This is a genomic window from Caballeronia pedi (assembly GCF_001544915.2).
Taxonomy (GTDB): domain Bacteria; phylum Pseudomonadota; class Gammaproteobacteria; order Burkholderiales; family Burkholderiaceae; genus Caballeronia; species Caballeronia pedi.
The window spans coordinates 1-22551 of sequence record NZ_FCOE02000006.1 but is presented as its reverse complement, the minus strand read 5'-3'; the positions used below and the strand labels follow the sequence as shown (position 1 = coordinate 22551).

At 65.0% G+C, this 22551-nt stretch carries 21 protein-coding genes; 5 read left to right on the top strand and 16 right to left on the bottom strand.

From position 1 onward, the window contains the following. Positions 1 to 68 precede the first annotated feature (68 nt). Positions 69 to 1727, top strand: coding sequence for a ShlB/FhaC/HecB family hemolysin secretion/activation protein (locus AWB80_RS11085; RefSeq protein ID WP_244206473.1), 1659 nt, complete (start codon positions 69 to 71; stop codon positions 1725 to 1727). Between the two features lie 69 nt (positions 1728 to 1796). On the opposite strand, the gene AWB80_RS11080 is transcribed toward AWB80_RS11085, so the two are convergent. The 8 genes from AWB80_RS11080 to amaB all read right to left on the bottom strand — a co-directional run bounded on the left by AWB80_RS11080 (position 1797) and on the right by amaB (position 10174). Further along, positions 1797 to 3134, bottom strand: coding sequence for an MFS transporter (locus tag AWB80_RS11080; RefSeq protein WP_061174713.1), 1338 nt, complete (start codon positions 3132 to 3134; stop codon positions 1797 to 1799). Between the two features lie 32 nt (positions 3135 to 3166). After that, positions 3167 to 4114 (bottom strand): hydroxymethylglutaryl-CoA lyase, encoded by a 948-nt coding sequence (locus AWB80_RS11075; protein ID WP_061174712.1) that lies wholly within the window; start codon positions 4112 to 4114, stop codon positions 3167 to 3169. After that, positions 4111 to 5304, bottom strand: coding sequence for a CaiB/BaiF CoA transferase family protein (locus AWB80_RS11070; protein ID WP_061174711.1), 1194 nt, complete (start codon positions 5302 to 5304; stop codon positions 4111 to 4113). The genes AWB80_RS11075 and AWB80_RS11070 overlap by 4 nt, the downstream gene beginning before the upstream one ends. A 120-nt stretch (positions 5305 to 5424) precedes the next feature. Continuing rightward, the gene (locus tag AWB80_RS11065; RefSeq protein ID WP_061174710.1) at positions 5425 to 6342 is read right to left on the bottom strand and encodes a LysR family transcriptional regulator; all 918 of its coding nucleotides are present in this window, start codon (positions 6340 to 6342) and stop codon (positions 5425 to 5427) included. Between the two features lie 3 nt (positions 6343 to 6345). Continuing rightward, positions 6346 to 6774, bottom strand: coding sequence for a PaaI family thioesterase (locus AWB80_RS11060; protein ID WP_425266843.1), 429 nt, complete (start codon positions 6772 to 6774; stop codon positions 6346 to 6348). A gap of 268 nt (positions 6775 to 7042) precedes the next feature. Beyond that, positions 7043 to 7234: a hypothetical protein gene (locus tag AWB80_RS11055; RefSeq protein ID WP_061174709.1), complete on the bottom strand. Its 192-nt coding sequence runs from the start codon at positions 7232 to 7234 to the stop codon at positions 7043 to 7045. 260 nt (positions 7235 to 7494) lie between these two features. Then, complete coding sequence (locus AWB80_RS11050; protein WP_061174708.1) at positions 7495 to 8667, bottom strand: NAD(P)/FAD-dependent oxidoreductase; 1173 nt, start codon at positions 8665 to 8667, stop codon at positions 7495 to 7497. A 7-nt stretch (positions 8668 to 8674) separates the two neighbouring features. Beyond that, positions 8675 to 10174: an L-piperidine-6-carboxylate dehydrogenase gene (gene amaB / locus AWB80_RS11045; protein WP_061174707.1), complete on the bottom strand. Its 1500-nt coding sequence runs from the start codon at positions 10172 to 10174 to the stop codon at positions 8675 to 8677. Positions 10175 to 10419: 245 nt separating this feature from the next. On the opposite strand from amaB, the gene AWB80_RS11040 reads away from it, so the two are divergent. After that, positions 10420 to 11028 carry a helix-turn-helix domain-containing protein gene (locus AWB80_RS11040; RefSeq protein ID WP_061174706.1) on the top strand — a complete coding sequence of 203 codons (609 nt, stop codon included), beginning with the start codon at positions 10420 to 10422 and terminating at the stop codon, positions 11026 to 11028. Between the two features lie 17 nt (positions 11029 to 11045). Here AWB80_RS11040 and AWB80_RS11035 read toward each other — a convergent pair whose 3' ends face one another. From AWB80_RS11035 to AWB80_RS11000, 8 genes are all read right to left on the bottom strand, one after another. Then, positions 11046 to 12491 (bottom strand): cytochrome P450, encoded by a 1446-nt coding sequence (locus AWB80_RS11035; RefSeq protein ID WP_061174705.1) that lies wholly within the window; start codon positions 12489 to 12491, stop codon positions 11046 to 11048. An 83-nt stretch (positions 12492 to 12574) separates the two neighbouring features. Further along, positions 12575 to 12859: a type II toxin-antitoxin system RelE/ParE family toxin gene (locus AWB80_RS11030; RefSeq protein ID WP_061174704.1), complete on the bottom strand. Its 285-nt coding sequence runs from the start codon at positions 12857 to 12859 to the stop codon at positions 12575 to 12577. Further along, complete coding sequence (gene relB / locus AWB80_RS11025; RefSeq protein WP_061174703.1) at positions 12856 to 13053, bottom strand: type II toxin-antitoxin system RelB family antitoxin; 198 nt, start codon at positions 13051 to 13053, stop codon at positions 12856 to 12858. Before relB ends, AWB80_RS11030 begins: the two co-directional genes overlap by 4 nt. Before the next feature lie 90 nt (positions 13054 to 13143). Next, positions 13144 to 13992 (bottom strand): IclR family transcriptional regulator, encoded by an 849-nt coding sequence (locus tag AWB80_RS11020; protein WP_061174702.1) that lies wholly within the window; start codon positions 13990 to 13992, stop codon positions 13144 to 13146. A 68-nt stretch (positions 13993 to 14060) separates the two neighbouring features. Continuing rightward, entirely contained in the window at positions 14061 to 14885 is an 825-nt protein-coding gene (locus tag AWB80_RS11015) for a sugar phosphate isomerase/epimerase family protein (RefSeq protein ID WP_061174701.1), read from the bottom strand. Between the two features lie 14 nt (positions 14886 to 14899). After that, positions 14900 to 15511, bottom strand: coding sequence for an NIPSNAP family protein (locus tag AWB80_RS11010; protein WP_061174700.1), 612 nt, complete (start codon positions 15509 to 15511; stop codon positions 14900 to 14902). Next, positions 15508 to 17247, bottom strand: a complete 1740-nt coding sequence (locus tag AWB80_RS11005) for an FAD-dependent oxidoreductase (RefSeq protein ID WP_061174699.1) — start codon at positions 17245 to 17247, stop codon at positions 15508 to 15510. Before AWB80_RS11005 ends, AWB80_RS11010 begins: the two co-directional genes overlap by 4 nt. After that, positions 17244 to 19016 carry an FAD-dependent oxidoreductase gene (locus tag AWB80_RS11000; protein WP_061174698.1) on the bottom strand — a complete coding sequence of 591 codons (1773 nt, stop codon included), beginning with the start codon at positions 19014 to 19016 and terminating at the stop codon, positions 17244 to 17246. Before AWB80_RS11000 ends, AWB80_RS11005 begins: the two co-directional genes overlap by 4 nt. Before the next feature lie 153 nt (positions 19017 to 19169). Here AWB80_RS11000 and AWB80_RS10995 point away from each other — a divergent pair, with 153 nt between their 5' ends. From AWB80_RS10995 to AWB80_RS10985, 3 genes are all read left to right on the top strand, one after another. Beyond that, positions 19170 to 20057 (top strand): NAD-dependent epimerase/dehydratase family protein, encoded by an 888-nt coding sequence (locus AWB80_RS10995; protein WP_061174697.1) that lies wholly within the window; start codon positions 19170 to 19172, stop codon positions 20055 to 20057. A 40-nt stretch (positions 20058 to 20097) separates the two neighbouring features. Beyond that, complete coding sequence (locus tag AWB80_RS10990; RefSeq protein ID WP_061174696.1) at positions 20098 to 21816, top strand: SulP family inorganic anion transporter; 1719 nt, start codon at positions 20098 to 20100, stop codon at positions 21814 to 21816. Positions 21817 to 21980: 164 nt separating this feature from the next. Then, the coding region (locus AWB80_RS10985; protein ID WP_061174695.1) for a shikimate dehydrogenase family protein at positions 21981 to 22551 on the top strand (571 nt) is incomplete at its 3' end.

The following is a 22551-nucleotide window of genomic DNA, read 5'->3' as shown; positions in this document are numbered from 1 at the left end:
TCTCCAACCGTTTTCGGCCCCTTCGTCGGCATGTCGGTTCCGTATGCCTGCCGCTCATCGGCGCAATCGTGTGGCACACGCACGCGCAAGCCGTCGAGCCCGTCAATGCGGGCACTCTGCTGAGACAGAACGCCGATATCACGCGAGGCATCGGCACGGAGCCTGGCGCCGACAGCACGACCGGGCTCCAGCCCTCCTCCACGACCGCCCCGCCCCCTTCGGCCGACGGCGCATTCGTCTTCACCGTCAGCGATTTCGAATTCGCGGGCGCGCTATCGGAGGCGGAGCGCCAGCGGGTCGACGCGTTCCTTGCGCCGTGGCGTGACCGCGAAGTCACACTCGTGCAATTGCAGGCGTTGCGCGATGCGCTGACGGCCGTGCTTTACAACGGCGGCGACTCGCTCGTACGCGTCGTGCTGCCGCCGCAAACGGTCAAGGGCGGCGTCGTGCGCTTCGAGATCGTGCGCGGTCACGTCGAGTCGATCGATGTCAGGAACCAGTCGCGCGTCTCCACGAAGCGCCTTGAAAGCATCCTGGGAAGCACGAGCAGCGCCACGCCGACCTTGCGCGAGATCGAGCGCAACATGCGCTTCGTCGATGGCATTCCCGGCGTCGGCACGGTCTCCTCCGCGCTCTCGACGGGCACCACGCCGGGCGGCACGATCGTCGACGTCGATGTCACACCGGCCGACCGTTTCTATGCCGCCGCAACGGTCGACAACGCGGGCTCGAAGCAAGCCGGCTGGCGCCGGCTCGTCTTCTCCGGCGGCGCCAACAATCTGCTGGGACTCGGCGACCAGTTGCAGGCCATCGTGCTCGGCACGCCACGCTTCATGCAGACGCGTGCAGGCGAGAATGGCCGCACGCGCCTTGGCCGCCTGTCCTACGACATGCTGACCGGCGTGGGTGCAAGCCGCGCCGGCCTTTCCTATTCGCACGTGGACTACCGGCTCGGCGAAGCATTTGCGGGCCTCGGCTCGGGCAATGCCGATGTCGTCAGCCTCTACGGCACCTATCCCATGATCCGCTCGGCCGGCGCCACGCTCGATGTCGGCGCGAGCATCGAGGCGCGACGCTCTACCGACGATCGGTTCGACAACGTGCTGGAGAGTCAGCAGCGCGGCCTCGTGGCCTCCGTGCGCGCCGACGGCAGTCTGGCCGGCAGCTGGCTCGCGCGCCGCAATCTGACGCAGTACAGCGCGGCGCTCAGCGGCGGAAACACAAAACAGAAAGAATTCGACTACACCAGCAGCGATTCCCTGCTCGACAGCCGCAGCTTCAATTTCGCCAAATTCGAGCCGGCTGTCTCGTACATTCAGTCCATCACGCCGACGATCCAGCTCATGGTTTCCGCGCGCGGCCAGTGGGCCAGTCGCAGCCTGGACGGTTCCCAGCGTCTTGGGCTCGGTGGACCGACGGCGGTGCGCGCTTACGACCAGAACGCCGCTGCCGTCGATGACGGAATCATCATGTCCATTTCCGCGAGCAAGTACCTTCGCGTCTTGCCGGGCGCCGCCTTGCAGGCCTTTTACGATGACGCCCGAGGCAGAGTGCGCGACGACGGCATGTTCTCGGGAGGCTCAGTCCGCCTGCAAGGCTATGGCGTCGGCGCGAGTTATAGCGGCAAGCACATCGCCGCCCAGATCAGCTACGCGATCCGGGCGGGACGGCCGCTCGAAAACAGTGCTGGCCATCAGTTCTGGTTCACCCTGTCCGTGACGGGTTGAGCTGCCTCACGGCACGGACATGATCGGACAAACCGTGCCGTCCGGCTCATCGCAACGGCTGACCGTCGATCACGCACCTCGCTCCGAGTGATCCTTTTGCCGCAGCGTCTCGGGCAACCCGAACAGCAACAACAGCGCACACACCACGCTCATCGCGCCGATCGCATACAGCGCGGGCGTCGTGCTGCCCATCGTGTCGCGAATGCGGCCCACCATCACCGGGCTGACGATGCCGCCCAGTTGCCCCAGCGTGTTGATCAGCGCGATGCCGCCCGCCGCGCCCGCGCCGGTCAGCAGCTTCGGCGGCAACGCCCAGAACGCCGGGATCGATGCGATCACGCCCGCGCCCATCACGCCGAGCGCGGCGATGAGCAGCGTGGTCTGCTTGTCGAAGATGCCCGCCGCGAAGAAGCCGACCGCCGCCATTACGAGCAGCGTCGCGACGAACTTGCGACGCTCGCCCGAACGGTCCGACATGCGGCCGACCACCACCATGCAGATCGCACCGCAGATATACGGCACCGCCGTCAGCAAACCGATAATCGTCGGATTCTGCGTGCCCGCCGCGCGGATCAGATGCGGCGCCCAGAAGTTCAGGCCGTACGACGCGATCTGAATCAGGAAGTAGATCAGGCCGAGCATCAGGAAGCCGGGCGTCTTGATCGCGCCGAACAGCGAATGGCCCGTGTCCGTGTGCTGGCTTTGCGTCGAGATCTGGCTCTTCAGATACGTCTTCTCGGCGCCCGTGAGCCACGCGGCGTCATCGATGCGGTCCTTCAGCACTTTCAGCACCAGCACGCCGAGCACTATGCACGGCAGGCCGCCGAGCAGGAACAGCCAGTGCCAGCCTGCAATGCCGAACACGCCGTTCATATGACCGAGCACGAGACCGGAAATGGGAGCGCCCACGAGTCCCGAGAACGCCGAAGCGAGAAACAGCAGCGACGTGATGCGTCCGCGATAGCTCGCCGGGAACCACAGCGTCAAGTAATACAGCACGCCGGGTGCGAAACCCGCTTCCATCGCGCCGATGATGAAGCGCAGCCCGTAGAACTGCCATTCCGTCTGCACGAAGACCATCAGCGCGGTCGCGATGCCCCACGAAATCATGATGCGCGCGATCCAGCGGCGCGCGCCGACCTTGTACAGCAGCATGTTGCTCGGCACTTCGAAGATCACATAACCGATCACGAAAAGGCTCGCGCCGAGGCCGTAGGCCGTGTCGGAAAAGCCGAGCGAGCTTTGTAGCTGAAACTTCGCGAAGCTGATGTTGATGCGGTCGAAGAACGCAAAGAGATAGCACAGCATGATGAGCGGCATCAGCCGCCACGCCACCTTGCGAATGATGTCCGCGGTGTTCTGGAAAGTCTGCGGCTTGTCTGCCGTGCCTACGCTTAGATCGCTCATGGTTGTCTCCGATAATTGTTCTGGTCTGTGATTCAGATGGCGCGCGCGTACTCGGGCGCCGGATGCAGATCGCAATTGCGTCCCGCCTTCGCGACTTGTCCCGACACCTCATGTCCGACGAGCGCGGGCAACGTGCGCGACAGCGCGATCAGCTTCTGCAGATCGACGCCCGTCGGAATGCCCATCTCATCGCACAGGTTCACGAGGTCTTCGGTACAGATATTTCCCGATGCGCCCGGCGCGAACGGACAGCCGCCGAGACCGCCGAGCGCGGCGTCGAAGCGGCGAGCGCCTGCGTCGTAGGCGGCGAGCACGTTGGCGAGACCGAGGCCGCGCGTATTGTGGAAATGCAGCGTCAGGTCAGTGGATGGCACGTATTCGAGCACGCGCGCGACGAGTCTCGCGACCTGACGCGGATTCGCCATGCCGGTCGTATCGGCGAGCGTGATGCCGGCGATGCCCATCTCGCGATAGGTCCGCGCGATCGACACCACACGATCCTCGTCGATGCGCCCTTCGAACGGACAGCCGAACGCCGTGGCGACGGTTGCGTTCAGCGAAACCGGATACGGCGCGCCCTGAACGAGCCGCACGATATCGCCGAAACCGGCCAGCGACGACTCACAGCTCATCCGCATGTTGGCGCGGTTGTGCGTCTGGCTAGCGGACATCACGAGGTTCAGTTCGTCGGCGCTGGCGGCGAGCGCGCGTTCGGCGCCCTTCACGTTCGGCACGAGCGCGACATAGATCACGCCCTGGCCGCGCCGGATGCCGTTGAACACCGCATCGCCGTCGCGCAGCGCGGGAATCGCCTTGGGCGATACGAACGAGCCCGCCTCGATGCGCGTGAAGCCGCACGCCGAGAGGCCGTCGATCAGCGCGATCTTGTCTTCCGTCTCGACCCATTGCTTTTCGATCTGCAAGCCGTCGCGCGGCGCGACTTCCTGAACGATCAGCGCTTCGCTGTATGCGTCACTCATTGCACGGCTCCTTCGGCACGCAGCCGTTGCACTTCATCGGCGTTAAAGCCGAGGGATTCGAGCACCGCTTGCGTGTGCTCGCCGAGCGCCGGACCTTGCCAGCGCACTTCGCCGGGCGTGTCGGAGAGCTTCGGCACGATGCCCGGCATCTTCACCGTCGCGCCGCCCGGCAAATCCGCCTGCAGCAGCATGTCGCGCGCTTGATAATGCGCATCGTCGACGATGTCCGCGACCGAGTAGATGCGCCCCGACGGCACTTCCTCGCGCTCGAGGATCGCGAGCACGTCGTCCATCGCGTGATGCGAGGTCCATGCGGTGATCGCTTCGTCGAGCATCGCGCTCTGCTTCACGCGGCCGTCGTTGTGGGCGAGCGCGGGATCGTCGGCGAGGTCGGCGCGGCCGATCAGGTTCATCAGGCGCTTGTAGATCGGGTCGCTATTGCCCGCAATCACCACGAACCCGCCGTCTTCCGTGCGATACGTGTTCGATGGCGCGATGCCCGGCAGCGCCCCGCCGCTGCGCTCGCGCACGTGACCGAGCAGGTCGTATTCGGGCACGAGGCTTTCCATCAGGTTGAAGACGCTTTCGACGAGCGACACGTCGACCACCTGGCCATCGCCCTGTCCGGTCTTCACGCGCAGCACCGACATCAGCGCACCGATCACGCCATGCAGCGACGCCAGCGAATCGCCGAGACTCACGCCGACGCGCGCGGGCAGTCCTTCGGCGTCGCCGGTCGTGTAGCGGATGCCGCCCATCGCCTCGCCGATCGCGCCGAAGCCCGGACGATCGCGGTACGGGCCGGTCTGACCGTAACCGGAGATGCGGACCATCGTGAGCTTCGGATTGATCACGTGCAGCACGTCCCAGCCGAGCCCGAGCTTTTCGAGCGCGCCGGGGCGCATGTTTTCGATGACGATGTCGGCGTCCGCGGCGAGACGCTTGATGACGTCCGCGCCTTGCCGAGACTTGAGGTTCACGCAGACCGACTTCTTGTTGCGCGATTGCAGATACCACCAGAGCGAGGTGCCCTCGTGGAGCTTGCGCCATTTGCGCAACGGGTCGCCGCCGTTGGGCGTTTCGATCTTGATGACTTCCGCGCCGAACTCGGCCAGCATGCGCGCGGCGAAAGGCGCGGCGATGAGGGTGCCGATTTCGATGACGCGAATGCCTTGAAGGGGTCCGCTCATGTTGCTTGTCTCCGTCTAAGTATCGTGGAAACAAGCTTATTGGCGAACGCTGGGGTGCGTCCAACCGCATTTCGGCAAGGATCGTTCGTGAAACGCGAACGCTCGTCGAACAGCTGAGAGCTAGGTGCGTGCTTCGATAGTCCGCAAATGATCGAACAACAGTCGGCTCACAGGCGAAAGCGCATCCGAATCGCGCACCACGATCACGAGACTGCGCGCGGCCCATTCCTCATCGAGCGGCACGGCGGCAAGCCCCAACTGACGCCCCATCGCCTCGAACACCTGCAGCGGCAGCACGCCGACCCCCATCCCCGCCTGCACCATCCGGCAGACGGCATCGAATCCCGGCACATGGATACGCAGCCGCAACGCGCGCCCCGCCTGCCGGGCCGCGAGATGCGTGCGCATGTTGATCGAGCTCGCCGAATGCAGGCCGATGTGATCGAATTCGAGCGTCTCCGCGAACGCTACACTCTCGCGATGCGCGAGCGGATGATCGCCCGGTGTCACGATGCAAAGCCGGTCGTGCCGGTAGTGCGCCGTTTCGAGACCGCGCGTATCGGCGTCGCCCGAGCAGATGCCGAGATCGACGAGACTGTCCGCCACGCCCTCCACGATGCCACCGCTCGGCCGCTCCTCCAGATCGATCTTGATCAGATCGTGCACGGAAAGAAACGCGCGCAGGTCTTCCGGCAGGAATTCGACGATCGCCGACAGGTTCGCCATCATCCGCACATAGCCGCGCACGCCGCTCGCATGCTCCGCCAGCTCGATGCCGATGTTCTCGACATCGCGCAACACGCGCCGCGCGTGATGCAGCAGCGTTTCGCCCGCCGGCGTCAACGCCATGCCGCGCGCCTTGCGCTCGAACAGCACGGCGCCCACGGCCTGCTCCAGTTCCAGCAGCCGCTTGCTCGCCGCCGATACCGCGATCGCTTCGCGTTCCGCTGCGCGCGTCAGCGTGCCTTCCTCGAACACGGCGAGAAAGAGCTGCAGCGTCGTGAGATCGAGGCGTCTGAGGAGATTTCGCGTGGCCATCGCTCAGCGCGCGTACTTGAACGTGCCCTGCGCGCTCGCGATCATCACGCGATCGTCGACCCACGCCTCGCCACGCGCGAAGTACACGGAGCGCCCCTGCCGCTCCAGAAAACCTTTCGCGACGACCTTGTCGCCGATGCCGCGATCGAGATAGTTCACGGTGAGCGAGAGCGTGAAACCATGCACGGGCGTAGCGCCCGTCGTGAAAAGACCCGCGTAGCCGCAAGCCGCGTCGAGCAGCGTGGCGATCGCGCCACCTTGCAGGATGCGCTGACGGTTCAGATGCCCCGCGTGGATCGGCGTCAGGAATTCGGCATAGCCCGCGCGCCATTCCGTGAAGCTCGCGCCGAGCGCTTCGAGAAACGGATTGTCCAGATCCAGATTCGCCACCTTGGCTCCTGATTTGCCTGCGTCAGCGAGCGATTGTGCCATCGGCGCGCGTGGGCTGCCGAGAGAAGCAAGGATGGCGAAACGTGCGTCATACATGAAAAAACCCGCGCGGGGCGGGCTTGTTTTGCGAAATGCCGATTAACAACGCATTTGCGTTTGATAACGCACACAACATTTACAAAGCCGGTCAAAATCACCGGCATTACGCGTTTCATGAAATCTCGTCATGAATCGCGTAATGCGCCTATTTGCATGCGTTTTAAGCGTGCCGTGACAAACCGTGTCACGCGCGCAACACTGCGTTAGTGCGTCAGTTATATCCGCGAATTACACAGGAGTTTTTTTCCTCCTCGGTTTTTCCAAAACGCCCGCAAATCTCGGCGACATATTCCGGCGCGGCGGATACCTGGCTGGAACGGTGCGATACATGCACGCTCGTGTCCGGCGGGATTTCGCCGTCGTCGATCCAGGCGTAAAAGTGCGCGCTCGTACTGGCTTCCATGTTCGTCTCCTATCGGTTGAAGCGCGAAAAGCGTCTGATGGTTCCAGAATGCGCCTGTTCAAGGCGGCTGGCCCTAGTGGATTTCATTGATGGACGCAGCCCCATCGCATGGCGATGATGATAAGAATGCCCGTTCGAAACGCAAACCAGACCGGTGTCAAACCGCTTATCTGTATCGTAGCCAAAAAAATGCCCGGTACGAAACCGGGCCGACTTAAATGATCGATTATGGAGACTTGCTTTCCCGAGTCTTCTAACAGTTATACGACATTCTTTTCGACGATAGGCCGCCCTTCCAATACACGCGTCCAGTCGAGCAGCGATAAATCCAGCGTTTCGTAACGTCCACGCAAAATCAGTTCGCTCACGCCGCGCCCCGTCGCCGGACCTTGTTGCAGGCCGTGTCCGCTGAATCCATTCGCGAAAATGCAATTATCGATGTCGGGATGACAGCCGATGATCGCGTTCTGGTCGAGCACGTTGTACTCGTAATAACCAGACCAGCAGCGCTCGACACGCAGCGCTTCGAACGCCGGCACGCGATGCGCGAGCGTCGGCCAGATCACGTCGTCGAAGAGCGCGTGGTCGACTTCGTCGAGCGGCAGGTCGTCGGGATCGTGATCCGCCGAGGGCGACGTGCCGCATAGATACGTGCGCCCCTCGGGCCGGAAATAGACGCCGCTCGGATCGATCAGCAACGGCGCGCGTTCGAGCTTCGCCGGCGACGACACGTTGAAGATGCTGCGCCGCCGCGCATAAACCGGAATGTCGATGCCGAGCATCGCCGCGACGCCGCGCGACCACGCGCCCGCCGCGTTCACGACGACATCGCACGCATAGGTTTCGCCGTTGGCCGCGCGCACGGCCGTCGCACGATGCGCTTCGCGCTCGATGCCGACCACTTCCGTCGGCACATAGCGCGCGCCGAGCGACTGCGCCTTGCGCCGCAACGCCTGCACGAGACCGTAGCCATCGAACCAGCCTTCGCCGCTTTCGCCGAACGCGCCCGCCGCGAGGTCTTCCGTGTTGAGCCACGGAAAGCGCGCGCGCAGTTGAGCGGGATCGAGCAGGCTGATGTCCGCGCCGAGTTCGCGTTGCAGCGCGTGGTTTTCACGCAGCGTGTCCGCGCCGGCTGGCGTCGCGAGGAACAGATAGCCGCCTTCGTGCAGATCGATCGACGGTCGCTCGCCATTGACTTCGAGCCGCTCGCCGATCGAACGCAGAAAGTCGATGCCGAACAGCGACATGCGCACGGAAAGCGGCGTCGAGAACTGCTGCCGGATCGACGCCGCCGACAGCGCCGACGACGAACGCGCGTAAGTCGGATCGCGCTCGATCACCGTCACCTGCACCGTTGGGTCCGACGCGCGCAGAAAATACGCGACCGAACTGCCGATCACCCCGCCACCGACGATGACAACGCTGGAAGTCACGTCACCCTCAGTTCAGATTGAAGTCGATGCCCTGCGCCAGCGGCAATTCCGACGAATAGTTGATCGTATTGGTCGCGCGACGCATATAGGCCTTCCACGCATCGGAGCCCGATTCGCGGCCGCCGCCCGTTTCCTTCTCGCCGCCGAACGCGCCACCGATTTCCGCCCCGCTCGGCCCGATGTTCACGTTCGCGATGCCGCAATCGCTGCCCGACGCCGACAGGAAGCGCTCCGCTTCGCGCAGGTCGGTGGTGAACGCGCACGACGACAGGCCGTGCGCGCTGGCGTTGTTCGCGGCGATGGCTTCATCGAAATCGGCGTAGCGCATCACGTAGAGAATCGGCGCGAAGGTCTCCTTCAGCACCACATCCGTTTGCGACGGCATTTCGACCAGCGCCGGGCGCACGTAGTAGCCGTTTTCATGGCCCTTCACGGCGACGCGCTCGCCGCCGGACACCTTGCCACCCTCGCCCTTCGCCTGCTCAAGCGCGTCCTGCATGCGCGCAAACGCCTGCACGTCGATGAGCGGGCCCATCAGCACGCCCTGCTCCAGCGGATTGCCGACGGGCACTTTCGCGTAAAGATCTTTCAGGCGCGCGACGGTTTCGTCGTAGATGCTTTCGTGCACGAACAGACGCCGCAGCGACGTGCAGCGCTGCCCCGCCGTGCCGACCGCCGAGAACAGAATGCCGCGCAGCGCGAGATCACGATTGGCCGTCTGCGAGACGATGCCCGCGTTGTTGCCGCCGAGTTCGAGAATCGAGCGGCCGAAACGCTGCGCGACCGCGACGCCGACCTTGCGGCCCATTTCCGTGCTGCCCGTCGCGCTGACGATATCGGAGCGCCGGTCCGCGACGAGCGCCGCGCCGACCTCACGCCCGCCGATGATCACCGACGCGAGGCCCGCCGGCGCGGAACCGAATTCATCGATGACGTCGCGCAGAATGCGATCGACCGCGAGCGCGGTGAGCGGCGTTTTCTCGGACGGCTTCCACACGACCGCGTTGCCGCAGACGAGCGCGAGCGCCGCGTTCCACGACCACACCGCGACCGGGAAATTGAACGCCGAGATGATCGTGCACACGCCGAACGGATGCCACGTTTCCGCCATGCGATGGCCCGGGCGTTCGGACGCGATCGTCAGACCGTACAACTGACGCGAGAGGCCGACGGCGAAATCGCAGATATCGATCATTTCCTGCACTTCGCCGAGGCCTTCCTGAAGAATCTTGCCCGCTTCGAGCGACACCAGGCGGCCGAGCGCCTCCTTCTTCTCACGCAGCCGGTTGCCGAGCAGACGCACGAGTTCGCCGCGGCGCGGCGCGGGCACGTTGCGCCACGCGGCGAACGCGGTGCGCGCGGCGCCGAGCGCGGCGTCGACATCGGCGGTGGTGTTTTGCTTCACGCGGCCGATGACTTCGCCGGTGATCGGAGATGTGACGGTCATATCGCCGTCGGACACGAGGCTCGCGATGCCGAGGTCGGTAAGAATCGATTGTGCGTTCACGGTGATGTCCTTCGAAGCGGGTTCGTTCTACGGATCGAAGTTTCTTATAAGAAACTTTCGTAAGTCAGGAGACTATACGCGCAGCCGTCGCCTCCGACAACAGCGGACGATATCGGGGTTGTCACCAATGCGCACGCCCTTCTGTGGCGGTAGATTCGGCATGTTTCGAGTCCGTTTGCGATGCCGGCAGTCCGCACGCGCGATGTTATGATCGGAAACAAAAAAGCTTCCCACAACACTTTCCTATGTCCAGTCTCGCCACGAAACAGCCGCCCGATCAGTCCGCCGCCGATCTCGGCCGCCGGGTGAAACGCGCGCGGCTCGCGCACGATCTGACGCTCGAAACCGCGAGCCGCATGTGCGGCGTGTCGCGTTCGGCGTTGTCGAAAATCGAGAACGGACTGATGTCGCCGACTTTCGACGTGCTGCAGAAAATCGTTCGCGGCTTGCAGATCGACCTGGCCGAACTGTTCGGCACCGCGCCCGCGCCCAGCGCGAGCGGACGGCGCGCGCTCACGCGCCGCGATGAGGGTCAGCGTCACGCCTATCGCGGTTATCAGATGGAGCTGCTCGCCACCGAACTCGCGCACAAGGCGATGCTGCCCTTTCGCATCCGCATCTCCGCGCACACGCTCGACGCATTCGATGACTGGGGCCGCCACGAAGGCGAGGAATTTCTCTACGTGATCAGCGGCAGCGTGTGCCTCTATTCGGAACTCTACGCGCCGACGCATCTGAACGCCGGCGACAGCATCTACTTCGACAGCCGCACCGGCCACGCGGCCATCTCGACGAGCGTTGAAGACGCCGAAGTGCTGTGGATGGCAACCGGCGGCGACGTGCCGGCAGCCTGAGCGCGGCCTGAGCGCGGCTATCGCAAGGCGAGGCGCATCGGCATTTCGCTCGGCACGGCGGTGAAGGTGCAGATTTCGTGGATATCGGCGGGATTCGTCGCGAGTTGCGCGGTGAAGTTCGCCGTGAGCATCGACACGACGAGCCGCATTTCGACCGCCGCCAGATGCCGCCCCGGACACACGCGCGGACCCGCGCCGAATTGCAGATAGGCGCGCGGCTCGTGCGCCCCGCGCTGGGTCGCCTGCGCTTGCCGATGCTCGTGCAGCCATCGATCCGGATCGTAGCGTTCGGGATCGGCGTAATTGTTCGGGTCCATCATCGCGGGACGGTTCAGCATGAACATCTTCGTGCCGGCGGGCAAACGCACGCCCTGAAGCCGCACTTCCTCGAGCGGTTCGAACGACAGATACGGCGCGACCGGATGCAGGCGGCTCGCTTCGGTGCAGACCGCTTCGCACAAGTCCAGTTCACGCATTGCGGCGTAGCTCGGGCACACGGCCGAAGTGCCGAGCGCGCGGCGCGAATCGGCGGCGAGGCGCGTCTGCAAGGCGTCGTCCGTGCCGAGAAAGAGCAGCGCCCATGCGATGCTCGTCGCCGTCGTCTCCTCGCCCGCGACGAGCATCGTCAGTACGTTGGCGGCGACTTCGTCGTCGGTGATGCCGGAGCCGGGGGCGTCGCGCAAGGCGAGCATCGCTTCGAGCAGGTTGCGCGGCGGCGCTTCGCTGGCGTCGAGCGCGGCTTCTTCGCGCATCCGTGCCCGCGCGCGTGACATCAACTCGCGGATGTGGCGATGCACATCGGCCATCGCTTCGTCAAACTTCCGATCGCGCGGAAACTTCACGTAGTGCCAGTATGCGAACGGCGCGTTCACGCGCGTCATCAGCATCGGCAGGAGCATGGCCAGTTGTTCCTGGATCAGCACGCGCTCGTTTTCCAGCGTATTGGGATCTTCGCCGAAGGCGAGCGCGCTCGTCACATCGACCGTAAAGCGCTTCAGATCATCCGTCATGTCGACGACGCGCCCGTTGCGCGCCGCGCGTTCCCAACGGCTGCGCAGGCGTTCGGTGATCGCGGCGAGTGTCGGATAGAACGCCTTGATGTGCGGGATCGAGAGCGCCTGCATCACGAGACGGCGCTGCGGCTCCCATGCGGCGCCTTCGATCGAAAAGAGCCCATTGCAGCCGAATTCCTTCAGGATGTTTTCGATCGGCGCATAGCGGCGATAGCGATGCGGCCGCTCACGCAATACCGCGTGCGACAACTCGATGTCGTTCCAGACTGTGACGGGTGTCGTCGCGAAGCGGAATACGTAGGGCGTGCCGAGTTCGGCGGCCCAGCGTTCGAGCGTCAGATGGTGGGTGGCGGGCGGCAACTGATGCAGATTGCCGAGCAGCGGCAGACCGCGCGGCGACGGTAAGTCATCGACTTCGCGCAGAGGTGCGCTGACGGACGCTGCGTTCATGATCGGCCTCGTGAGGGCTTGATCTGTGAAAGTGAAACATCAAGCGTAGCAGCCTCCAGCCTGACTGCAATCCGCCCCTTCGATCACACGAACGGATAGCACTGTCGCGCGTGCAGCACGTTGAGCACTTCGATGCGGTCCGTCTCGACCGCGTAGATGACAACATAATTGGGATGAACGACGATTTCGCGCGTTCCGGGAATACGACCGTGGCGGTAAAGATACGGGGCGATTGCGGCGGATTGCGGCGCTGCCTGAATCGCGTTCTTGATCGTGCGCGCGGCACCGGGACTGCGTTCAGCGATGTATCGAATGATCTCCAGAAGGTCGAGGCGCGCGGTTTGAGTCCAGACAACTTGCAGCGTCAAGCGGCCCTCGACTTGTGACGTTTCTCGGCACCCGTGATGATCGCTTCCGCCTCGGCCATCACCTCGTCATGCGGAACGCGCGGCCGCGTATCCGCCATCGAACGGCGTACTTTCTCGCGAAACCACTTGTCATAAGCTTCCGCTTCTTCGACGGTGGCGAACTCGGACACGATGGGATCGAGCGGTGTAGGCATTTCAATTTCTCGTTTCATGATGAAAACGATGATAACGCAGGCGTTTCCACCGCGTCGCCTCGTCCATTCGGGCTAATCCCGCGCGCGCCCTCAAACGGTGTTCACGTTCTTCGCTTTCTTGACCGACGGCGCCGCCGCCTCGTCGACTTTCACCACCGAGCGCTTGAAATAAGGCGAACTCAGCGTCGCCGCGCCCATATCCGACGCCGCTTCGAGCAGCGCCGGCGCAAGCGCCTCCAGCCGCGCCTCGGGCAAACGGCTCGTCGGTCCGGCGAGACTGACCACGCCCACGACGATACCCGTCACCGGATGATGGATCGGCGCGGCCATCGACGTCATGCCGGCCTCATAAGTCTCGCTCGCGATTCCATAGCCACGCTTGCGCGCCGCCTGCAGATCCGCGAGAAACTGCTGGATCGTCTTCGGCGCCTTCGGCCCGCCCGCGCCGGGCTTGCCGAGACCGCCCTGCTTCGACACGAGTTCGAGCGCTTCCTCGTCCGTCAGCGACGACAGCCAGGCCTGCCCGCTCGCCGTGCAATGCAAAGGCGGCTGACTGCCCATGTCCGGGTCGTAGCGCAGCCCCGATTTCGCGCCCTGCGCCTTGCCGACGAACGTAATGTGATCGTCCTCGACCACACCCAGCCGCGCCAGTTCGCCCGACTGCGCCGCGAGCCGGTCGAGCACCGGCTGCGACACGTCGAGCACGCCGCCCGTCGACAGATAAATGAGCGCGAGCGACACGAGTTTCAGCGCGAGCATGTACTCGCCATGATCCTCGTCCTGCCGCACATAGCCTTCGTCGATCAGCATCGCGAGCAGGCGGTGCGTGCCGCTGCGCGGAATGTTGAGCGTGTCGGCGATGGCGGCGAGCTGCATGCGCCCGCCGTTTTTCGCCAGCAACTCGATGATCGACAACGCGCGCTCAAGATTTCCTGCCATCTTTCATTCTCTGGAAGTTCCGATTCGGAATGAGAACACGATTCCACCTCGGAATTCAACTGCCTGAGTCAATGTTCGGCGTAAGTTTCCTGAACCACCGCGAGCGTCGCTTCGCGCAGACGCTTCGCGCGGGTCAGCGCGTTCGTCGATTTGGCCCATTCGTTCATCGGCACTTCGATCGACAACGGCAGATCGTCCGGCAACGCGCGCAGGATGCCCGCGAGATCGAGTCCGCCCTCGCCCGGAATCATCCGTTCGGCGCGCGCCTGATAGAGCAGCGTGTCGAGATCGGCGGGACGCGCGGCGGGCGCGTCGCAGAACTGCACGTAGCCGAACCATTCGCGCGGCAACGCGCGCAGCGTATCCGTCGACGAACCCGCGCGGTCGAAATGAATCGGATCGACGATCAAACCCGTGTTCGCCCGCCCCGCCGCCTTCACGATGCGCGCGCCCTGCACGATGTCCTTCGCATCGGTCCACGGCATCGGTTCGAGCGACGGCGACAGGCCATACGGCTTGGCGAGATCGCAGAGCGCCGCGAGCCGGTCCGCTGTGCGCGCCTCATCGGGATCGTTGCCCGCGACGAGCACGTAGCGCGCGCCCAGTTCGGCGGCGGTTTCGAGCATCGGCTGGTAATCGGCCACGTTCGTATCGGGCTTCAGGCGCAGGATTTCGGCATCGAGCACGCCGATGCCGGTGTCCTTCAGCACCGCGAGCGTCTCGCGCTTCAGGGACGTCGCGCCGACGATCTCGTGGCGCACTTCCGTGTCGGTCGCGGGCAGAAGCCTCAGGCCGACGAAATCGTAGCCCGCCTGCGCCGCGCACTCGACCATCTGCGGCGGCGTCAGTTCGAGGACCGTCAGCGCGGACAGGGACAGCTTGCGTCGTGACATCGATTCGTCTCCGGTTAGCGCAGCGGCGAGAACGGCGCGGGCATGTAGATGGTCGATTCCATCGTCGTGAGATGCGCCGGTCCGCCCTTCGGCGGCCAGATGCCGTCCTTCACGGCTTCGGCGCGAATGCGCGAGCGCTCGTCGACGCTCTGGTACGGCCAGATATTGAGAAAGCGCGGCACGGTGCCGTCGAGCGCGTACATCGCGCCGATCAGCGGCGAGCGCTTCGTGCGCTCGGGCACGGCGTTCTGCCATGCGTCGATCGTATGTTGCAGGCTCGCGAGCTTGGTGCCGTAGACGCGCATCTCGTAGACGCCGCCGTGCACGGCCGGCTCGATCGGCGGCAGGAACGGGAAGAGCGCGTAGCTGTTCACTTCGACATCGGTGATGAATTCGCCGCAGCCGAACGGATTGCCTTCGAGCAGCAAACGCCGCCGCTCGCCGATCAGCGCCGCTTCCGATTCGAAGCCGCGCAGCACCATCACGCGGCCGAGCGCGCCGATATCCGAATACCAGCAGCCGAGCAGCTTCGAGCCGGGCGCGTCGCCGCTCGCCTTGATGTTCTCGAAAACCTGCGCGTTCGCGCCGATCTTCACCGTCAACGTGACTGTGTCGTACAGAGTCATTGCAAAGTCCTTGCCTGTTTGAAGTTGGAGAGATTCGTGATGCTGCTTTCGCGCGCCGGTTCGGCCAGTTCGAGGCCCGCGAGATAGCCGAAGGTCATCGCGGGGCCGAGCGTGATGCCGCCGGCGGGGTAATGTCCGCCCATCATGCTCGCGGCGTCGTTGCCGATTGCGTAGAGGCCGGGAATCGCCGCGCGCGATGCGTCGAGCACGCGGGCGCGCGCATCCGTCGACAAACCGGCGAACGTGCCGAGGCTGCCCGGCACGACCTTCACCGCGTGAAACGGACCATCGGCGATCGGCGCGAGACACGGATTCGGCCCGTGCGATGCATCGCCCTGCACGCGGTTGTAGGGCGTCGAGCCTTTGTGGAATTGCGGATCGAAGCCGTCTTTCGCATAGGTGTTGTACGCGGCGACGGTGTCGGCGAGGCCGCGCGCATCGATGCCGCATTGCTGCGCCAGCGCTTCGAGCGTCGGCGCGGATTTCAGATAGCCCGAGCGTTCATAAGGCCCGAGCGGAAACGGAAACGGCTTCGCGAAGCCGAGGCCATAGCGCCGCTGAAAGCGATGATCGCAAACGAGCCACGCGCACGCTTCCTCGCCCGCCGGCGTCGTGCCGATCAGCGCGGAGATGAAGTCGTAATACGACGACGCCTCGTTGGTGAAGCGCCGGCCCGCGCGCGTCACGGCGATCACGCCCGGCTTCGCGCGCTCGATCAGATGCGGAAACGCAACCGGCGCGCCGTCGCCCTTCGGCACGAGCGATACCGGCGCCCACGCGGCGGGCGCTTCGAGCGCGGCATCGAAATGCGCGCCGGCCGCTTCGCCGAGGCGAATGCCGTCGCCGGTATTGCTTTTCGGCGCGGCCGACCAGTGCGGCGTGTAGGGAAAGGTTTCAGCCTGACGCGCCGCGTCGTGCGGATAGCCGCCGCAAGCGAGCACCACGCCGCGCCGCGCGCGCACCGCATGCATCACGCCTTCGATCTCGACGCGCGCGCCCGTCACGCGATCCGCCTCGCGCGTGATCGACACGGCGCGCGCGCGTGTGCGCAGATCGACGCCACGATCCGCCGCCGACTTGAGCAAACGTGCGACGAGCGCGTTGCCGTTCACGAGATGCATCGAGCGTCGATAACGCAGCAGATGCCACGCGAACGCGGCGAAGCGCTTCGTCACGTGCCACGCCGACTTCGCGCTGCGCGTCGCGTTCAGGAAATGTGCGAGATCCTGTCCCGACGCGATCGCCATGCCCTTGACGGTCACTTCGGCCAGCGGCGGCCGCAATTTGCCGATGAGCGGACCGAGCGCGCGCCCGTCGAACGGCATCGCGCAGACGGAGCGGCCGCCCGTCGCCGCGCCTTGCGTCGTGTGGAAATCGGGAATGCGGTTGCCGTCGATGAAGCGCATCGACGTATTGCGCTCGAAGAATTCGATCATGCGCGGACCCTGCTCGATGAGCGCATCGGCCTTCGCGGCGTCGAAGTGCGCGCCGAGCTCGCTCTTCAGATACGTGCGCGGCACGCTTTCATCTTCGACGATGCCCGCGCGCGTCGCGAGCGGATTGCGTGGAATCCACATCCAGCCGCCCGACCACGCGGTCGTGCCGCCGAACACGTCCTCCTTCTCGCAGACGAGCACGGACAAGCCCTGCGTCGCCGCCGTCACGGCCGTCGACAGCCCGCCCGCGCCGGAACCCAGCACGAGGACATCGCATTCGAGAATCGGTTCGTGCTTCATCTGGCGTGCTCGGGCGTGTGAAGTTCGACGGGCAGCGCGAACGCTTCGTGAGCTGTCTTGCCGCGCGCCACCGCATGCCGGGCCGCCAGATAACCGAACGCGAGCCCCGGACCCAGTGTGATGCCCGGTCCCGGATAGACGCCGCCCATCACCGATTGCATGTCGTTGCCGCACGCGTACAGACCGGCGATCGGCTGATCGTCGCGATCGAGCACGCGTGCATCGGTGTCGGCGACGAGGCCGGTCGCCGCGCCGATATCGCCCGGATAGAGCCGCACCGCATAGAACGGCGCCTGGCCGATCGGGCCGAGGCACTTGTTCGGTCCGGTCCAGTTGGCGTCCCCGTTGGCGTTTTGATAATCCGTCGTGCCGCGCTGAAAATCCGCATCGACGCCGGTTTGCGCATAACGATTGATGCGCGCGACGCTATCGGCGAGACCGGCCTTGTCGATGCCGAGCCTGGCCGCCAGTTCGTCGAGCGTGCTGCCTTCGACGAGATAGCCATCGGCGAGGAAAGGCGCGAGGCCACGGCCGCCCGGACGCACCATGCCGAGGCCGTACTTGCGCAGTCCTTCGGAATCCGTGACGAGATACGCGGGTACCGATGGCGCCGACTTGTTCGCCTGCTGCATCGCGATGCCGAACAGGTGATACGACGTGTTCTCGTTCAGAAAGCGCCTGCCCGTCTTATCGACGGTGATCATGCCCGGCTTGCCGCGATCCATGATGAAGTGCGGAAATACGGCGGTCGTGCCATCGGCGCGCTTGCGTACCGAGACCGGCGCCCAGAATGCGTTCGACAGCGCGCCCTCGCCGAAGCGCGCGCCCACACCCAGCGCGAGATCCTGCGCGCTGCCGGTGTGGCCGGGCGCGCCGGGGCACCAGGCAGGATCGGCGCCGGGCAACATCGCGTCGCGGCGTTTCGGATGCCGATTGAAGCCGCCGCTCGCGAGAATCACGCCGCCTTTCACGCCAATGCGCCGTCGCGCGTTGACGTGGCTGAGCGTCACGGCTTCGATGCCGTGCGCGCCACGATGCAGCGCTTCGACCTTCGTGCCCGTCAGAATAGTGACGCCGCGCTGCAGCAGCGAGTACAGCAGCCGCCCGATCAGCGCGTTGCCCATCACGAGCCGCGTGCCGCGCGGCGAATTCATGCGGTCGCGCGCGTGACGCGCGAGCAGCTTCATCGCGTGAGTGAACGACGCGAAGGACTTCGTCATGTTGAGCAGATGCCCGACGTCGTCGCGGTCCACCATCATGCCGCCGAGCACGGTGAATTCGGGAAGCGGCGGACGGATCAGCGAGAACGCGCGGCCGAGCTTGCGGCCGTCGAACGGCAGCGGCTCCAGCGCGCGGCCACGCAACGTCGAGCCTTCGACTTCCGACAAATAATCCGGATGAAACGGCCGCGCGCGATATTTCACATCGGAATTCGCTTCGATATGCGCGACCGCCCGCGGACCCGCCTCGAGGAACGCGCGGCGCATCGCGGCGCTGCTGCGTTCGCCGACCGCGCGATTCAGAAAGCCTTCGGCGTTCGCGGCGGTATCGTCGCGATTGACGCTCGCCGCGTGCATCGATCCGGGAATCCACGTCGTGCCCGCCGAAAACGCCGTCGTGCCGCCGACATACTCGGTGGCTTCGACCAGCAGCACGCGCGCGCCGTCGATCGCCGCGACCAGCGCCGCCGACATGCCCGCGCCGCCCGCGCCGACCACCACGACATCGAAAATTTCGTTCTGCCCGAGATTGTCCAGTGTCTCCACCATTCGTCCGCTCCGTGCCGCTTCGTTGCGTTTCGCTCCGCCGTTCCTCCGACGATTCGAAATCAGTGTTTGCTGTAGAACTTGCTTTGATATTGGAATAGTATTCCAGAAACGCAGCGTGGATCAACTATTTTCGAGACGAACAGAGGTAAGGACATGCAAGTGCTGGTGACAGGCGGAAGCGGATTTCTGGCGGCGTGGGTGATGCGACGTCTGCTCGCGCGCGGCATGCAAGTGCGCGCGTTCGATGTGCGCGAGGATGGGCGGCTCGTGCGCGCGCTCGCGCCCGAGCATGCCGATAACGTGCAATGGCGCATCGGCGATATTGGCGAAGCGCGCGATGTCGCGAGCGCGCTCGACGGCTGCGACGCCGTCATCCATCTCGCCGGCATTCTCACGCCGGCCTGCGCCGCCGATCCGGTGCGTGGCGCACGCATCAACCTGATGGGCACGCTGAACGTGTTCGATGCGGCCATTGCGTGCGGTTTGCACTCGGTGCTGTATGCGAGCAGCGCCGGCATCTTCGGCCCCGACGATGGCGCGACGCCTCATCCCGTGACGCACTACGGCGCGTTCAAGCTGGCGTGCGAAGGCTCGGCGCGCGCGTACTGGCACGATCACGGGATCGCGAGCATTGGCTTTCGGCCACTCGTCGTGTACGGCGCGGGCCGCGAAACCGGTTCGAGCGCAGGGCCGAGCCTTGCATGCCGCGCGGCCGCGCTCGGCGAGCCGTACACGATTCCGTTCACCGGCGCGACCGGCCTCGTCTACGCCGATGACGTCGCCGCGGCCTACGAATTCGCGCTCGCACGCAACTTCGACGGCGCGCACGCGTTCACGCTCGCGGGCGATATCACGCCGATGCACAGCGTCATCGACACGCTGAAGACGATCGCGCCGCACGCGCGCATCGACGCGGCGGGCGCGCCCCTGCCCATCGCGACATCCTTCCCCGAAGATCCCGCGCTCGCCCGCTTGCTGCCCGATCTGCCGAGGACGCCGCTCATCGACGGATTGCGGCAAACCGTGGCGTTCTATCGGTAGATAGGGCACGATTCGCTTGTCCAGGGACACGGCGCCACGCATGCACGATTCGACTCGAAGCCCGACGGCGAGCACACGATTTCTCAAAGGCATCCTGCCGATCAACCGGCGCGCGGCCTTGCGCGATGCGCTCGCCGGCATCTCGCTCGCGTCGATGGACATTCCGCAAGTGCTCGGCTACGCGCGCATCGCCGGCATGCCCGCGGTCACGGGGCTGTACACCGCGTTTCTGCCGCTTCTCGCGTTTGCGCTGTTCGGGGCGTCGCGGCATCTCGTCGTCGCCGCCGATTCCGCGACGGCGACCATCTTCGCGAGCAAGGTCTCGTCGATGGCCGCGATGGGCAGCCCCGAGTACGTCGCGCTCGCGGGCATGGTCGCGCTGCAGACCGCCGCGCTTTTGCTGCTCGCGCGTCTTTTCAAGCTCGGCTTTCTGGCCGATTTTCTGTCGCGCACGGTGCTGACGGGTTTTCTCGCGGGCGTCGGCGTGCAGGTGTCGATCGCGATGCTCGGCGATCTGTTCGGCATGGCCGTGCCCTATCCGTCGTCGCGCAGCGTCGCGCAGTTCGTGTATGTGATCGGGCATGTGACGCGCGCGCATGGACTGACGCTCGGGCTCGCGTTGCTCGTCATCGTCGCCATTCTGGCTTGCAAGCGCTTCGCGCCTCGCCTGCCGATGCCGCTCGTCGCTGTCATCGGCAGCATCGCCGCAAGCAAGGCGTTCGATTTCGCCGCGCACGGCATCGCGGTGCTGGGTCCGGTCGACGGCGGCCTGCCCGCGATCCGCCTGCCCGATGTCACCTGGCAGCAGTGTCTCGATCTCATGCCGGTGGCGGCGTCGTGCTTCGTGATGATCATCGCGCAGAGCGCGGCGGCAGCGCGCGTGTTCGCGCAGCAATATCACGAAGATGTGGACACCAACAGCGACATTCTCGGCCTCGCGGCGGCGAACGCGGCGGCTGCGATAAGCGGCACCTTCGTCGTCAACGGCAGCCCGACGCAGACCGCGATGGCCGAACGCGCCGGCACGCGCAGCCAGTTCGGACAACTCGTTTTCGCGGCGGTCGTCGCGGTCGTGCTGCTGTTTCTGAGCGGCTATCTGCGCTATCTGCCGCATTGCGTGCTGGCGGCCATCGTGTTCACGATCGCGATCGGCCTCGTCAACGTGCAAAGCCTGAAGGACATCCGCGCGGAAAGCCCGGGCGAGTTCACGCTGGCGCTCGTCACGGCCGGCGCCGTCGTGCTGATGGGCGTGGAGCATGGCATTCTGCTCGCGGTCGCGCTGTCGCTGCTGCGGCACGTGCGCCACAGCTATCATCCGCACACGATGGTGCTCACGCCCGTCGCGCCCGGTAAGCCCTGGCGCTTCATGCCGACGCAGCCAGGCGCGATGACCGCGCCGGATCTGATCGTCTACCGCTTCGGCGCGGATCTGTTTTATGCGAACGACCATCTGTTCGTCGCGGAAGTGCAGCAACTCGTCGATACCGCCGCCGATGGATTGCGCCATGTCGTCGTCGATGCGGGCGCGATCACCGATCTCGATTACTCCGCCGCGCGCACGATAGGCGAATTGATCGAGACGCTGCGCGGGCGCGGCGTTGCGGTGCTGTTTGGACGCGTCAACCGCTTTTTGCGCAGCGATATGGATCGGCACGGATTGACTCGCGTGCTCGGCGCGGAAAATGTGTTCGACACCCTCCACGAAGCGCTCGCGGCGGCGGGCGTGAACCCGGCCGCGCATGAATCTGAACCGTTGTGAGACGCGGCGGGGTTCCGCTGCCGGACATTTTTCGGTCTTGATTTTGGTGAAGTTCAAAAGATTTGACGGTTAGTTGCCTCCCAATCGATAACTCAATTTTCTTGAACACTATTCCATTTTCAATTAGCATTCATCAAATCAACATTCACGGAGGCAATCGAAGCATGGCGCAGGACACTTCCTTTTCCGCATCGCTCGATGCAGGCTTGAGCGGCGCAACCCGCGTGTATTTCATCGTCGGCGACCCGATCGCGCAGGTGCGCTCGCCTTCCGGCGTCACGGCGGCGCTGCGCGCGGCGAGCCGCGACGCGATCGTGATTCCGGCGCACGTTGCGCCCGACGATCTCGACACGTTCTTCGCAGGCATCGCGCGCTTGCAGAATTGCGACGGCGTGATCATCACCGTGCCGCACAAGTTCAGCGCGACGGCGCACTGCAAATCGCTGACCGACGAAGGCGCGTTTCTCGGCGCGGTCAACATGCTCAAGCGCAACGCCGACGGTACGTGGCATGGCGGCGCATCGGACGGCATCGGCATGGTCGCGGCGTTGCGCGACGCGGGCTGCGAGCCGAAAGGCAAGCGCGCGCTGCTGATTGGCGCGGGCGGCGCGGGATCGGCGATCGGCCATGCGCTCGTCGATGCGGGCGTCGCGTCGCTCGCGATCGCCGACTTCGATGCCGCGCGCACCGGCGCCCTCGCCACGCGCCTGGCCGCGCTGGGCCGCGGCGCGGTGA

Excerpts from the sequence above, each read along its gene's own strand:
- AWB80_RS11080 (WP_061174713.1), bottom strand. The coding sequence starts at position 3,134 with ATGAGCGATCTAAGCGTAGGCACGGCAGACAAGCCGCAGACTTTCCAG.
- AWB80_RS11065 (WP_061174710.1), bottom strand. The coding sequence starts at position 6,342 with ATGGCCACGCGAAATCTCCTCAGACGCCTCGATCTCACGACGCTGCAG.
- AWB80_RS11000 (WP_061174698.1), bottom strand. The coding sequence starts at position 19,016 with ATGGTGGAGACACTGGACAATCTCGGGCAGAACGAAATTTTCGATGTC.
- AWB80_RS11075 (WP_061174712.1), bottom strand. The coding sequence starts at position 4,114 with ATGAGTGACGCATACAGCGAAGCGCTGATCGTTCAGGAAGTCGCGCCG.
- AWB80_RS11055 (WP_061174709.1), bottom strand. The coding sequence starts at position 7,234 with ATGGAAGCCAGTACGAGCGCGCACTTTTACGCCTGGATCGACGACGGC.
- AWB80_RS10995 (WP_061174697.1), top strand. The coding sequence starts at position 19,170 with ATGCAAGTGCTGGTGACAGGCGGAAGCGGATTTCTGGCGGCGTGGGTG.
- relB (WP_061174703.1), bottom strand. The coding sequence starts at position 13,053 with ATGCCTACACCGCTCGATCCCATCGTGTCCGAGTTCGCCACCGTCGAA.
- AWB80_RS11020 (WP_061174702.1), bottom strand. The coding sequence starts at position 13,992 with ATGGCAGGAAATCTTGAGCGCGCGTTGTCGATCATCGAGTTGCTGGCG.
- AWB80_RS10990 (WP_061174696.1), top strand. The coding sequence starts at position 20,098 with ATGCACGATTCGACTCGAAGCCCGACGGCGAGCACACGATTTCTCAAA.
- AWB80_RS11015 (WP_061174701.1), bottom strand. The coding sequence starts at position 14,885 with ATGTCACGACGCAAGCTGTCCCTGTCCGCGCTGACGGTCCTCGAACTG.
- AWB80_RS11005 (WP_061174699.1), bottom strand. The coding sequence starts at position 17,247 with ATGAAGCACGAACCGATTCTCGAATGCGATGTCCTCGTGCTGGGTTCC.
- AWB80_RS11010 (WP_061174700.1), bottom strand. The coding sequence starts at position 15,511 with ATGACTCTGTACGACACAGTCACGTTGACGGTGAAGATCGGCGCGAAC.
- AWB80_RS11040 (WP_061174706.1), top strand. The coding sequence starts at position 10,420 with ATGTCCAGTCTCGCCACGAAACAGCCGCCCGATCAGTCCGCCGCCGAT.
- AWB80_RS11070 (WP_061174711.1), bottom strand. The coding sequence starts at position 5,304 with ATGAGCGGACCCCTTCAAGGCATTCGCGTCATCGAAATCGGCACCCTC.
- AWB80_RS11060 (WP_425266843.1), bottom strand. The coding sequence starts at position 6,774 with ATGGCACAATCGCTCGCTGACGCAGGCAAATCAGGAGCCAAGGTGGCG.
- AWB80_RS11035 (WP_061174705.1), bottom strand. The coding sequence starts at position 12,491 with ATGAACGCAGCGTCCGTCAGCGCACCTCTGCGCGAAGTCGATGACTTA.